General features: G+C 31.5%; 12 protein-coding genes. All 12 read left to right on the top strand.

All coding sequences use genetic code 11. From position 1 onward, the window contains the following. Positions 1–72 precede the first annotated feature (72 nt). The 12 genes from QZ657_RS13025 (at position 73) to QZ657_RS12970 (ending at position 13,391) form a co-directional block, all read left to right on the top strand. Entirely contained in the window at positions 73–777 is a 705-nt protein-coding gene (locus QZ657_RS13025) for a CatB-related O-acetyltransferase (protein WP_291960845.1), read from the top strand. After that, complete coding sequence (locus tag QZ657_RS13020) at positions 777–1,943, top strand: glycosyltransferase (RefSeq protein ID WP_291967390.1); 1,167 nt, start codon at positions 777–779, stop codon at positions 1,941–1,943. Before QZ657_RS13025 ends, QZ657_RS13020 begins: the two co-directional genes overlap by 1 nt. Before the next feature lie 448 nt (positions 1,944–2,391). Then, entirely contained in the window at positions 2,392–3,222 is an 831-nt protein-coding gene (locus QZ657_RS13015) for an O-antigen ligase family protein (protein WP_291967388.1), read from the top strand. A gap of 30 nt (positions 3,223–3,252) precedes the next feature. After that, positions 3,253–4,119, top strand: a complete 867-nt coding sequence (locus QZ657_RS13010; RefSeq protein WP_291967386.1) for a glycosyltransferase family 2 protein — start codon at positions 3,253–3,255, stop codon at positions 4,117–4,119. A 115-nt stretch (positions 4,120–4,234) separates the two neighbouring features. Next, complete coding sequence (locus tag QZ657_RS13005; RefSeq protein ID WP_291967384.1) at positions 4,235–5,302, top strand: glycosyltransferase; 1,068 nt, start codon at positions 4,235–4,237, stop codon at positions 5,300–5,302. Positions 5,303–5,528: 226 nt separating this feature from the next. After that, a complete protein-coding gene (locus tag QZ657_RS13000) occupies positions 5,529–6,560 on the top strand; it encodes a hypothetical protein (protein WP_291967383.1) in 1,032 nt (343 codons plus the stop codon). A 5-nt stretch (positions 6,561–6,565) separates the two neighbouring features. Beyond that, on the top strand, positions 6,566–7,789 hold the full coding sequence (locus QZ657_RS12995; protein ID WP_291967380.1) for a glycosyltransferase: 1,224 nt from the start codon (positions 6,566–6,568) through the stop codon (positions 7,787–7,789). Positions 7,790–7,868: 79 nt separating this feature from the next. After that, on the top strand, positions 7,869–8,948 hold the full coding sequence (locus QZ657_RS12990; protein ID WP_291967378.1) for a glycosyltransferase family 4 protein: 1,080 nt from the start codon (positions 7,869–7,871) through the stop codon (positions 8,946–8,948). 18 nt (positions 8,949–8,966) lie between these two features. Then, a complete protein-coding gene (locus tag QZ657_RS12985) occupies positions 8,967–9,740 on the top strand; it encodes a glycosyltransferase family 2 protein (RefSeq protein WP_276494018.1) in 774 nt (257 codons plus the stop codon). Further along, positions 9,737–10,648 (top strand): NAD-dependent epimerase/dehydratase family protein, encoded by a 912-nt coding sequence (locus tag QZ657_RS12980; protein WP_291967375.1) that lies wholly within the window; start codon positions 9,737–9,739, stop codon positions 10,646–10,648. The genes QZ657_RS12985 and QZ657_RS12980 overlap by 4 nt, the downstream gene beginning before the upstream one ends. A 27-nt stretch (positions 10,649–10,675) precedes the next feature. Beyond that, the gene (locus QZ657_RS12975) at positions 10,676–12,391 is read left to right on the top strand and encodes a carbamoyltransferase (RefSeq protein ID WP_291960863.1); all 1,716 of its coding nucleotides are present in this window, start codon (positions 10,676–10,678) and stop codon (positions 12,389–12,391) included. A gap of 22 nt (positions 12,392–12,413) precedes the next feature. Then, on the top strand, positions 12,414–13,391 hold the full coding sequence (locus tag QZ657_RS12970) for a UDP-GlcNAc--UDP-phosphate GlcNAc-1-phosphate transferase (RefSeq protein ID WP_291967373.1): 978 nt from the start codon (positions 12,414–12,416) through the stop codon (positions 13,389–13,391). Positions 13,392–13,490 lie beyond the last annotated feature (99 nt).

The raw sequence follows: 13,490 nt of genomic DNA, 5'->3' as shown, positions 1-13,490 counted from the left end.
AATTAAAAGAGTTACATCTTTGTTAAAAAAATAATAAATAAAATATTAACCAATAGTTGAAAGACCTTAAAAATGCCAGATAGAATCAAAGAGTTTGTTTTGTCTAATAATATCCTTAAAAATTTAAGTTTTTTAGGAATAAGGCTGTATTTAAAATATTGGAAAAAGCACACAATTGGTAGAAATACCAAAATAGGTCTTTCTTCTAAACTAAATGGTAAAAATTTGGTCGGTGAAAATTGTAGTTTTATTGGAAGCGAATTAGGTTTTGCATCATATATTTCAAAAAATACTCATTTACAAAATGTTAAAATAGGTAATTATTGCTCCATCGGTCCAGATGTAAAAAGCATTCATGGTACCCACCCAACTAAAGATTTTGTTAGTACTCATCCTTCTTTTTTTTCTACTGATTTCAAAAACTCTTACACACAAAAACAATTGTTTGAAGAAAAGCCTGAACCAATTGACAATAAAGAACCGTATCTAACCCACATTGGCAACGACGTTTGGGTTGGAGCTTCTGTAAATATTATTGAAGGTGTTCAATTAGGTGACGGGTGTATAGTAGCCGCCGGATCATTAGTACATAAAGATGTAGAACCCTACTCCATAGTTGGTGGTGTACCGGCAAAACATATCCGCTATAGATTTGAACAAAATGAAACTGCATTTTTGTTAGAATTTAAATGGTGGCAAAAATCCGAAGAATGGATCAAAAAGAATTCTTTACTTTTTTCTGACATAAAAAAGTTTATAAACAATATCGATAAGTAATGACGTCTGAAAATAAACTTCAACCTGTAATCGTAATTATTGCTTTTAATAGACCCGATTCGTTAAGTAGAATTTTAAATTCAATAAGCGAAGCCAAATACCCTAATGATAATATTGATCTTATTATTAGCATTGATAAATCTGACAATAATCAAAATGTACTTGATGTAGCTAATAGTTTTAAGTGGAAAAATGGAAACAAAAAAGTCAAATATCAACCACAAAACTTAGGTTTACGAAAACATATTTTAAAAAGTATGTCATTTGCAAGTGAATATGGTAGTATGATTATGCTTGAAGATGACCTTTTTGTATCGCCGGATTTTTACAATTATTCCAAACAAGCTCTAGAATTCTCTAAAGATGATGATAGTATTGCTGGTATTTCACTTTACAACCATCAGTACAATGTTCATAAACAAGAAAATTTTACAGCTTTAGAAGATGGTTACGATAATTATTATTTTCAATTTGCATCGTCTTGGGGCCAAGCTTGGACTGAAAAGCAAATAAAATATTTCTTAGAATGGTATAATCAAAAACTAGATATAAATAGTTTAAAAGGAATACCCACCTATGTTACCAACTGGTCTGAAAAATCTTGGTTGAAACACTTTATAGCATTTACTGTAAGTCAAAACAAATTTTTTATCTATCCAAAAATTTCTTTGACCACAAATTTTGGTGATGAAGGTGCAAACATGGATGTATCAAATACCTATTACCAAGTTCCAATACTTTTAAATTCTGGCAAAAAATATAATTTCAGCACTTTAAATCAATCACGTTCAATTTACGACGTATACTTTGAAAATGCTAGTATTTGCAATGAATTGGACATGAACGAAAAAGATATATCAATTGATTTATATGGTATTAAACCTATAGAAAAAAATAAGCGATATCTACTGACTTCTTCAAAGTACAATTATAAAATATTAAAAACATTTGGTAGAAATTTTAAACCTCATGACTTAAACATTATAAAAAGCATAGAGGGTTCTAATTTTTTTCTATATGACACTACTATCAAATCAATTAATAAAACTAAGATTAAGGCATTTGATATAATTGACTACAATAAAAAAACAATATCTCTTACAGAGTCATTCATTATATTTAAACATAAATTTATACAGAGACTGTTATTTTTTTTCCGTAAATAAATTATATTCTGAAATCCATTGAAAATTAGTACTTCGTTATTTAATTTATACTATTATAACATTACTTCAAACTAGGTAATACCATTCTAATGTCAAACTCAATTATAAATTCTATAGGATATATTAGAGTTATCCTTTTTTTAACTTATCTAATCGATCCTTTAATTTTGGATATCTCTTTGGAGCCTTATTGATAATAAGTATTCTTACCGATAAACGCTTTAAGGATAAATTAGATTTTAATTTTACCTTATTATTATTGTTCTCTTTCTGCTATGCAGTATTTTACACGTTTAACTTAGAATTAGGGTCTCAATTTATTTTAATCTATGCGCTTTTTCCAGGAGGCTTTTATCTTATAGGTAAGACTTTCAACAACAAAATTCTAAATTATACTCAGCTATTTTATTTACTATTTGCAAGTGGTTTAATTTTCTCACTACCCGCTATGGCATCTGTTTTAACTTCTATTTATGACAAAGGTTTTGTAGTAATTGAAAGAGATATCCCAATGATTTGGGGCGGTGATTCAATACCCGCAACCAATATGGCTGCTTATTTTGTATTAAATATGAGTATACCTGCATTCTTAGTAGCTGGATTCAAGAAATTTAGTTTGCCCTTAAAAATCTTAATGATTACTACCTTCGTTTTATCAGTCGTAAGTGTATTAAGATTAGGCAGTAGAACGCAACTTTCCATATTCTTTATAACATTTGTAATATCATTGGTTTATTTAATTCGTAGACAAACAGTAAAACAAAATGCAGCTTTGTTTGGCGTACTATTTTTAATTTTTAACGTATTTATTAGTTACGTTTCCTTTGACAAAGACTCAGATATTATGAGTGCTTTTGCAGGTAGAATGGAGAGTAAAAAATACGGTGCGGCTACAGCTGGTGGTAGAACAGAGCGTTGGTCTAAATCAATAGTTAATTTATGGGAAAAACCATTAGGTTGGGATGTAGCGGATTTTGGGTTTTCACATAACCTTTGGTTTGATATTGCAAGGGTTGGTGGTACTTTATCATTTATTCTACTGTTGATATTTACCATAAAAAATGCCGTATATATTAAAAAAGCAATCTTTCTAATTCCTAAAAACGCTTTATTGAATACCGCATTTATCTGTTATGGGCTTTCTTTTTATTTACTGTTTTTTGTTGAACCGATATTTGACGGATATTTTCCTCTGTTCGTTTTTTACTGTTTTTTCTTAGGTATTGTCACGCAATATATTATCAACAATCAAACAATAAACAATGAACAAAATAGTTAATTGTAAATAACAATCAGTTCAAATAATTAAATGAAAATTGCTGTATTACTTACTTGTTTCAATAGAAAGGAAAAAACTTTAAATGCACTTGAAAATTTGATGCAGGCTTTAAACACTGTTTCAAAAAGTATAAACTTAAAGATTTACCTTACTGATGATGGTTCTACAGATGGCACAGGAGATGCAGTCAAGGAAAAATATCCTGAAGCAACAGTACTGCAGGGTAATGGAAATTTATTTTGGGCAGGTGGTATGCGTAATTCTTGGCGCGAAGCAGTTAAAAAGGACTACGATGCTTATTTATTGTTAAATGATGACACCTTTGTGTCTTCCAATGTGTTTTCACAATTAATAGAAACCCATGAGCATTCCAAAGAAAAATTTGGTATGGGCGGTATTTACTTGGGGTCAACAAAAGATATAGACACGGGTTTACTAAGTTATGGTGGTGCCAAACTAACGAACAAATTTTTGTTTAAATATGAATTTGTTCAACCTAATGGAAATTTCCAAAGCTGTGATTTAGGCAATGCCAATATTATGATGGTAAGTAATGATGTGGTCTCTAAAATAGGTATCTTATCTGAGGGCTATGTTCACGGTGTAGCAGATTATGATTATACACTTAAGGCCGTTGACAAAAATATACCCGTTCTAATTACCAAAGATTATTGTGGAACGTGTACAGATGACCATTCTGACATTTACCAAGTTTTTCCAGAAAAAACTTTTAAAGAAAGGTTAGCACTACTAAAAAGTCCTTTAGCTCTTGATTTTGGCTCAAATTTTAACTTAATGAAAAGGCACTTTCCTTTAAGAGTACCTTTTGTTCTATTGAGCGCGGGTTTTAAATTACTACTACCCAACTTATATGTTAAATTATCTAACCTAAGGTAATTTGATCAATTAAAATTTTATGATGTCAAACAAAAAGCCTCTGGTTCTTTTTCTAAATAATATTGCTCCTTTATACCGAAAAAATGTATGGACCAAATATTTAGAATCCGAAAAAATGGATTTAAACTTTTTTTTCGGCAAAGAATCTTCAAGTGGTATAAAGACAATCAATTTCAATGAGCAAAAATTAAGACCTCATGCCCATAAAATTAACATATTAAAGAATGTTTATATTAAACAGTACTTAGTATGGCAGAACTTCAATATTTTCAACTGGATTAAAAAGAAGCCACAAACCATTATTCTATTAGGTGAATTCAACATTCTAAGTAATTGGCTTATCACTTTGTTTGCAAGAATCAATAATATAGAAATTGTTTCTAAAGGTCATGGAATGTATGGCAATGAGAAGGGAATAAAACTATTGGCTAGAAAATCATTTTTAAAAATCTGTAATAAACACCTAGTTTATGAAAAACATGGAAAAAGTATTCTAAGCAAAAATGGTATAGATCCAGACAGTATTCATATTTTATTTAATTCCTTAGATTATGAAAAACAGAAGAAATATAGAGAATTAATACCTTCATTGAACAAATCGGAAATTCTACATTTTTTTGCTAAATCTGAACTTCCTACTTTAATTTTCATAGGTAGATTGACTAAGGTCAAAAAATTAGAATTACTTATAGAAGCAATCGCGTTAATTCAAAAAGATACTCCTGTCAACTTGTTGATAGTTGGTAATGGGAGCGAAATGGATAGATTAGAAAAATTAGCTTCGGAAAACCTGAATGATGATTGTTATCATTTTTATGGTGAAAGCTATGACGAAGCTGTTAATAATAATTTAATTGCAGTAAGTGACCTTTGTGTTTCACCTGGCAATGTAGGCTTGACCGCCATACATTCTTTAAGTTATGGCACCCCAGTTTGTACGCATTCCAATCTTATGGAACAAATGCCAGAGGCCGAGGCTATAACCCATAAAGTTAATGGCATCTTGTTTGAACAAGATAATGTGGAAAGTTTAAAAAACGCCATAATGTGGTGGATAAGTAATACGAAGAATAGACAAAAGGTCAGAGAAAATTGCTATAAAGTTATTGATACATATTACAACCCAAATTATCAGAAAAAAGTTATAGAAAATCTAATTGATGGCAATAAACCGTTGATTTAGGTGACAGAATTAAATTTATACGGAACAAATCAATAACAAAAACTTAAGTATTTCGTCTAATTCTCCTAGCCAATATCAGCAAAATATGCAAAGCGTAATGATGTATACATTGTAAGAAAATTAATCCACTGATACTATAAAAGCTTTACATCTATTATATATTCTATATACCGATTAATACTTAGTATTCGTCTTTTTTATCTAAAATTTGTCTCAAAATAAAAGCATGACCAAATATATAGCCACCTGGGTTTATTTAGATTCATCATCTGAAAAATCAAAATATCCAAACAATAAAGGAGATTCTACTACACCAGAATTCCAAGCGGTTTATTGGCGCTGTATTGTTCTATTTTTTAAAACTTCTTTACGCTTCAATAAAAATGCTACCCATTTAATTTTTACGAATACTGCTGATATACCTACCATTGACGGTATGGATTTAAGCATCTTTTTTAAAGAAAATAATATTGAGGTTATTACATTAAGTAATAAATATCCATTACCAAATAACTACTTTGGTAAATTTAGAAACCAATATTTTGAATTCTCCATTATTGATCATATGGCTACCCGTATGCAAGATGAGGATGGCTTTCTACTATTGGACTCCGATTGTATTTTTACCCAACCAATGGATAACGCCTTTAAAGAACTAGAGGCGGAAGAAATGGCTATTACCTACGTAGTAGACCATGAAACCGATTATATGATCCATGGAGTCAGTGGTGATAATATGAAAGAGATTTTTAAGGACTTTGGCGTGGTAGTAGACCAAAATCCATATTATAGCGGTGGTGAGCTTCTATTTGCCAAAGGAGCCTTTATCAAAAATGTTTCAAACGATTTTCCTCAACTTTTTGACGATATGTTAAAGCGCCACAAAGAAGGAAGAATAAAATTTAATGAAGAAGCCCACGTACTTAGTTATTACTTTTACAAACACAAAGCATTAATGGCCGGCATGGATAAGTACATAAAACGTTTGTGGACGAACAGAAACTATTTTAGAAATGTTCAGCCCGATGATATTAATCTTGCTATTTGGCACCTACCAAATGAAAAGAATACCGGTTTAGATAAATTATTTGGTATGCTTACCAATGGAAATGATTTTACGTTATTACCAGAAGACGAATACTTGAAAACGGTACACCATGCATTACTAAGAAAATCTAACTACAAGAAAGACTACATTGCCATGTTCAAAGATTTTGGATCAAAGTTTTTAATGATGGTGGGTCTAAAAACTAAATAGAACGTTTGGCATTACGCAAAAAAAATATAGTTCAAATAAATGTAGAATCTAATTTTGGTTCTACAGGTAAAATTTGTGTGAACATTAGCGATTACCTAGAGTCTCATGAAAATGAACCTCATATTGCACATGGTCCCATACAAAGAGATACCAGTAACAGCACCTACCCAATAGGAACAAAGCTGGACTACTATCTGCATATACTAAATACCCGAATTTTTGACAAACATGGGCTTGGTTCTAAAAAAGCTACAAAGGATTTTTTAAATAAGCTGAAAGTTTTAAAACCAGATTTAATTCATCTGCACAACATTCACGGATATTATATTAATTATGAATTATTATTTGAATTTATAAAAGAAACAAATATACCAGTAGTATGGACCTTACATGATTGTTGGTCATTTACTGGGCACTGTACCCATTTTGAATATATTGATTGTGAAAAATACAAAACGGCCTGTACCAAATGTCCACTAACGTATACATATCCTAAAAGTTGGTTGGTAGATCGTTCTTCAAAAAATTTCGCACAAAAGAAAGCTTCTTTTACGGGAGTAAAAAACTTAACGTTAGTACCGGTTTCTGAATGGTTGGGCACTAAGGTAGAACAATCCTTTTTACGCCACTACCCTATCCATACCATAACAAATGGTATAGACGTTTCAACTTTTGAGCCTAAAAATACTTCAACTTATAAAGTTGAAAGAGGCTGGAACAATTTTAAAATTATACTAGGTGTTGCAAGTGTGTGGGACAAAACCAAAGGATGGGAAGATTTTATAAAAATTGCACCACATTTAAAAGACGACGAAAAAATTATACTTGTAGGTCTATCAAAACAACAGATAGAGGTATTACCTGAAAATATTATTGGAATAGAAAGAACCGATTCTAAAGAAGAATTGATTCAGTTATACTCATTGGCAGATGTATTCATGAACTTAACATATGCGGACACCTACCCCACCACAAACCTAGAAGCATTTTCTTGTGGTACACCGGTTATTACTTATAAAACAGGGGGTAGTGTAGAAGAAATAACAGACTATAACGGCGCTATCATAGAACAAGGAAATTACTTAGAAGCATATAAAGTATTTAACAAAATGGGCGCTACATTTAAAAAAGAGCATTCGCAAACCATTAGAAATAACGCAATTAAAAAGTTCGACAAAAGTTTTCAGTTAAAAAAGTACGACGAACTATACCAATCTCTTTTAAATTAACGTTAGACATTACGTATTAGCCTTATAATAAAAACTAATATTTTCAAAATCAATAATTGAAAATTGAAAAAGTCCTTTAATGAACTTAATTTTAGATAACATTATATTTTCTTTACAAGATGCAGGGGGTATATCAAATTATTGGTATCAGATCTTAAAAAGAATTAAAGAAGAAGAGGGCTTAAGCATATACTTATTTGATGATTCAGAAAAATCTTCCAATATTTTTAGGCAAGAATTGAATCTTTCAAAATTTAGACAATTAGGCAAAAGTCCTGGATTAGTTGGTAGATACACCAATCCAAAACTTGCTCAATTGAATGAACAAGCTATATTTCATTCTAGCTATTATAGATACTCAAAGAATTCTAAACATTTAAATGTGACCACCGTTCATGATTTTACGTATGAACATTTTTTCACTGGTATTCAATTGTACGCACATACCAATCAAAAAAGAAAAGCTTTAGCCCATTCAGACGGTATTATTTGCGTATCGGAAAATACAAAGAGAGATATGCTCCACTTCTTTCCAGAACTAGCTGAAAAGAAGACAGTAGTTATTCCGCACGGTGTTGGAAAACATTTTTATCAGATTGATAAAAAAGAGTTAAGTAGCAAAGACTATTTTAATGGCAGGCCCTTTATTTTATATGTAGGAGACCGTAAAGCCATATACAAGAATTTCAACCTAACGGTTAGGGCCAGTAAATTAAGCGGCTTACCTTTGGCCATTATTGGTGGTAGCCCTTTGACAGAGAAAGAACAAACTTATATAAACTCTAAATTAAAGACAGATGATTACGTCCATTTTAATGGTGTATCCAACGCAGAACTGAACGAGTTTTATAATAAAGCACTTTGTTTGGTGTACCCTTCATCGTATGAAGGTTTTGGACTTCCGTTGTTAGAAGCTCAAAGCGCTGGTTGCCCAATTATTGCAATGAATACCTCTTCCATACCAGAAGTTGTAGAAGAAAGCGGTATTCTATTGGAAGAAGAGTCTCCGGAACTAATAGCAAGTCACATAAAATTGTTACTGGATGAAGACTATAGAAACGATTTAGTAACAAAGGGATTAGAAAATGTCAAAAGGTTTACTTGGAAAAATACATTTCAAAAAACATTTGATTTCTATAAAGAATTAATAAACCAATAAGTTTATATAAATTTTGTAATGAATACAGAAAAGCAAGATATAAAACCATTGGTAAGTATTGTAACAGGTACTTATAACAGCTCTAAATTTATTGGTGACTGTGTAAAAAGTATTAATGACCAAACCTATAAAAATATTGAACATATTATTATAGATGGTAACTCTAAGGACAATACAGTTTCTATAATAGAGCATATGCCCAATAGGGTTTCTAAACTTATTTCAGAAAAAGATGATGGCATTTATGATGCCATGAACAAAGGTTTAAAATTAGCCGATGGTGAAATATTAGGTATTTTAAATTCTGATGATTTTTATAATTCTGAGGAAGTAATACAAAATGTGGTTGAAGCGTTTGAAGACCCTAACATAGATTGTGTCTACGGTGATCTAGTTTATGTGGAGCAATTAAATACGGACAAAGTAGTTAGAAATTGGATCACAGGACCTTATAAAGAAAATGCATTTAGAAAAGGCTGGCATCCTGCACACCCATCATTTTTTGTAAGAAATTCAGTTTATAAAAAATTAGGATATTTTAATTTAAACTTTGGTCTTGCTGCCGACTTTGAATTAATGTTACGCTTTTTGGAAGGTAATAAAATAAAAGGTAAGTACATACCTTCACCTATGGTTAGAATGAGACTTGGTGGTGCTACAAATAAAAGTTTAAAAAATATTTTACAAGGAAATAAAGAGTGCGTAGAAGCGTTTAAAGCTAATGACTTAAAAGTTTCAGCGGCCTACCCCGTATATAGATTACTACCCAAATTAAAACAATTTCTTAAATGAAAGTTCTAATAACTGGTGGTAACGGTTTTTTAGGTAGCTATTTTGTTAAACACTGGAGCGGCAAAGGGCATGATGTATTAACCTTAGGAAGAGGAGACAATAGTGATATAAGATGTGACATTAAGGCAGAAGTACCTGAAATTGAACAGGATATAGATTATGTTATTCATATTGCCGGTAAAGCTCATAGTATACCCAAAACGAAGGCCGATGAAGACGATTTTTATAATGTAAACGTAAATGGAACAGTTAATCTTCTTAAAGGTATAGAAAATAAAGGAATAAAAGGATTAATGTTCATTAGCAGTGTAGCAGTTTACGGTGCTAAAGATGGATCAAACATAACAGAAGAAAACGAATTAAAAGCCACGGATAGTTACGGAAAAACAAAAATTGAAGCTGAGAAAATTATTACGGAATGGGGTTTAGAGCAAAAGATTACTGTATCTATTATAAGACCACCTTTAATAATAGGAAAAAATGCTCCTGGAAATTTAGGTAAGATGATTACCGGAATAGAAAAGGGACGATATTTTAATATTGCGGACGGTAATGCAAAACGATCGGTAGTATTAGCGGAAGATCTAGCAGAATTTTCAACAGCGTTAATTACTATTGGTGGCGTATATAATTTAACGGATGGTTTTGATGCAAGTTTTCATCAATTATCTGATGTAATTTCTAAAAAGAAGAATAAAAAAAGAGTTAAAAATATGCCTCTTTGGTTAGCCAAGGGAATTGCGAAAATTGGAGATTCTATTGAAATGATTTTAAAAAAAGAAGCTCCTTTTTCAACAAAAAAATTAAAACAAATGACAACTGATTTAACGTTCAGTTCAGATAAGGCTACTGCAATAGGTTGGCGGCCAAAAAAAGTAGTGACGAACGTTGAATTATGGATAAATTAAAATAAGACCTTTTTAAAACTATAAATAATGATAATTTTAGGATTAAACACACACCACGCAGATTCTTCAGCAGCCATATTTGTTGATGGTAAATTAATTGCCGCTACAGAAGAAGAGCGTTTTACAAGAATAAAACATTGGGCCGGCTTTCCTGCCGAGGCCATTAAGTTTTGTTTGAAAGAGGCCAATACTACCTTAGAGGAGGTAGATTATATAACCTTAGGTAGGGACCCTAAAGCTAAAATTGACAAGAAGGCTTTATATGCCCTTACCAATTTAAAGACCGGAACATCATTATTAAAAAACCGTTGGGAAAATAGAAAGGATATTTCTTCTATGGCCGAACAATTTGAAAATGCATTTAATATTCCCCAAGATATTATCAATGCCAAATTAGTTAACGTAGAACATCATAGGGCACATTTAGCATCGGCATTTTTTGCTAGCCCGTATGAAGAATCTGCCATTATATCAATTGATGGATCAGGTGATTTTACAACTACAATGTTCGCTTATGGAAAAGGCAATAAAATTGAAGTATTAGATTCTATAGATTATCCGGTTTCATTAGGTTTTTTATATACGGCATTCACTCACTTTTTAGGTTTCCCGCATTATGGAGACGAATATAAAGTAATGGGTCTAGCACCATATGGCGAGCCAAAATATGTAGACAAGGTAAAGAAGTTGATTAAATTCAAAGAAAAAGGTCTTTGGACTTGGAAAAAACAATATTTTGGAGAGATCAAAGCGTTGTATGAAAACAATCAACCTATAGTTGAGCCATTCTTCACCAAAAAATTCGAAGAGCTTTTTGGAACACCTAGAGGTGCAAAAGAAGAGTTAACGCAATATCATAAAGATTTGGCGAAGTCCGTTCAAACAGCTACTGAAGATGTAATTTTCCATATGGCAAACCATTTGCAAAAAGCTACGGGCAGTAAAAATATTTGTATTGCAGGTGGGGTTGCCCAAAACTCTGTTGCAAACGGAAAAATAATTGCAAATACGGATTTTGATAACCTATATATACCTTCAGCAGGTCATGATGCCGGTATATCAATGGGATCGGCACTATACCATTACAATCAAACTTTAGACTTTCCAAGAGCCGGAGAGCAAAAATCTGCTTCAACAGGTTCTCATTTTAATAATGATGAAATAGAAGCATATTTAAAAAGCAAAGGTGTTTCGTATAAAAAAATGGAAGATGCAGAATTGTATGATTACATTTCAGATAAGCTAATTGTACCTTCTGTAGTAGGCTGGTATCAAGGTAGGGCAGAATTTGGTCCAAGAGCATTAGGTAACAGATCTATTATTGCCGATCCGCGAAATGAGAAAGCTAAAGAATTATTGAACCTTAAAATAAAACGTAGAGAAAGTTTTAGACCTTTTGCTCCGTCCATTTTAAAGGAATATGTGGGTGAGTATTTTGAATATGATTCAAATGTGCCTTTCATGGAAAAAGTTTTTCCTATTAAAAAAGAAAAACATAAAGAAATACCCGCTGTTACACATGTTGATGGTACAGGTAGATTACAAAGTGTAGATAAAGAGGTTTCACCAAGATATTACAACTTAATAGAAGCCTTTAGACAGAAGACAGGTGTTCCTATTCTTCTTAATACATCGTTCAACGAAAATGAGCCAATAGTGAACACGCCAGCTGAAGCCTACGCTTGTTTTGAAAGAACGGCTATGGATGTTTTGGTTATGGAAAATATCGTAGTAGAAAGATAACATTCAACCACAAGGAAAATAAATGAGTTCAATTACTCTTTTTGTAGTCACATTTTTAATTCTATTTTTCTGCGCCTATTTATACATTAAAATAGCGCAAAAATTTGGGATTGAAGATGTGCCCAATCATAGAAGTTCACATACGCTAAATACTATTAGAGGGGGCGGTATACTTTTCGTAATATCCTTATTCATTTATTTTTTTACGCAATCCTTACCACTACCCTTTTTATATGCCGCAATATTTTTAGTTGCCTTTATAAGCTTTGTAGATGATCTAAAAACTCTTGGTACACTAAGCAGATTGGGGGCACAGATAATTGCTGTTATTTTAGTTTTTTATCAACTAAACCTTTTTGACAATGCTATTTTCTGGATATTGCCATTTCTAATTTTCTGTCTTGGAATTATAAATATCTATAATTTCATGGACGGCATAAACGGTATTACAGGCTTTTATTCCTTAGCTGTGTTATTTTCCGTTTTGGTATTGAACTACTCATTTAATCTAATTGACTATCAAATTTTAGTTTTTGGAATTTTAGGTATCTTGGTTTTTGGCTTCTTTAATTTCAGGAAAAAAGCCATTTTCTTTGCAGGCGATATTGGTAGTATTTCTATTGGAGTTTTTATCACCTTCTTACTATTGCTATTCTCTTTTAATTTGAATACGCCCCTACCATTTATGTTCATTGCCGTTTATTTGGTTGATGGAGGTGTTACCATTATTTCTAGATTAATAAAAAAGGAGAATATTCTTAAACCACACAAAAGTCATCTTTATCAAAACCTTGTACATTTAAGATCTGTTAATCACTTGACCGTTGCTGGTGGTTACGCTATAACACAGATTTTAGTTAACATCATTGTGCTATTGGTAATACACGAAAGTTTAAGTCTACAATTACTTACGGCCGTACCATTAGTTTTGGTATTAATCGTAGTTCACATTTTTTTAAATAAAAAAATGAAACCTAGTTTTATAGAACAAAACACATAATTTACTAATCATAACTACTTTAAAAGTCCTATTTCATTAGCATATTTTTTAGTATGCTATAACAGTTTTTTTTGACCGCTTCGGTTAAATTGATTCTTT

The organism is Maribacter sp. (assembly GCA_020629415.1).
In the GTDB taxonomy this organism is placed as follows: domain Bacteria; phylum Bacteroidota; class Bacteroidia; order Flavobacteriales; family Flavobacteriaceae; genus Maribacter; species Maribacter huludaoensis.
Note: the sequence above shows the minus strand (reverse complement) of the source record. Positions and strands in the feature narration are given on the sequence as shown.

Coding starts and splice junctions, on each gene's coding strand:
- QZ657_RS13025 (WP_291960845.1), top strand. CDS start 73: ATGCCAGATAGAATCAAAGAGTTTGTTTTGTCTAATAATATCCTTAAA.
- QZ657_RS13020 (WP_291967390.1), top strand. CDS start 777: ATGACGTCTGAAAATAAACTTCAACCTGTAATCGTAATTATTGCTTTT.
- QZ657_RS13015 (WP_291967388.1), top strand. CDS start 2,392: ATGGCATCTGTTTTAACTTCTATTTATGACAAAGGTTTTGTAGTAATT.
- QZ657_RS13010 (WP_291967386.1), top strand. CDS start 3,253: ATGAAAATTGCTGTATTACTTACTTGTTTCAATAGAAAGGAAAAAACT.
- QZ657_RS13005 (WP_291967384.1), top strand. CDS start 4,235: ATGGATTTAAACTTTTTTTTCGGCAAAGAATCTTCAAGTGGTATAAAG.
- QZ657_RS13000 (WP_291967383.1), top strand. CDS start 5,529: ATGACCAAATATATAGCCACCTGGGTTTATTTAGATTCATCATCTGAA.
- QZ657_RS12990 (WP_291967378.1), top strand. CDS start 7,869: ATGAACTTAATTTTAGATAACATTATATTTTCTTTACAAGATGCAGGG.
- QZ657_RS12985 (WP_276494018.1), top strand. CDS start 8,967: ATGAATACAGAAAAGCAAGATATAAAACCATTGGTAAGTATTGTAACA.
- QZ657_RS12980 (WP_291967375.1), top strand. CDS start 9,737: ATGAAAGTTCTAATAACTGGTGGTAACGGTTTTTTAGGTAGCTATTTT.
- QZ657_RS12975 (WP_291960863.1), top strand. CDS start 10,676: ATGATAATTTTAGGATTAAACACACACCACGCAGATTCTTCAGCAGCC.
- QZ657_RS12970 (WP_291967373.1), top strand. CDS start 12,414: ATGAGTTCAATTACTCTTTTTGTAGTCACATTTTTAATTCTATTTTTC.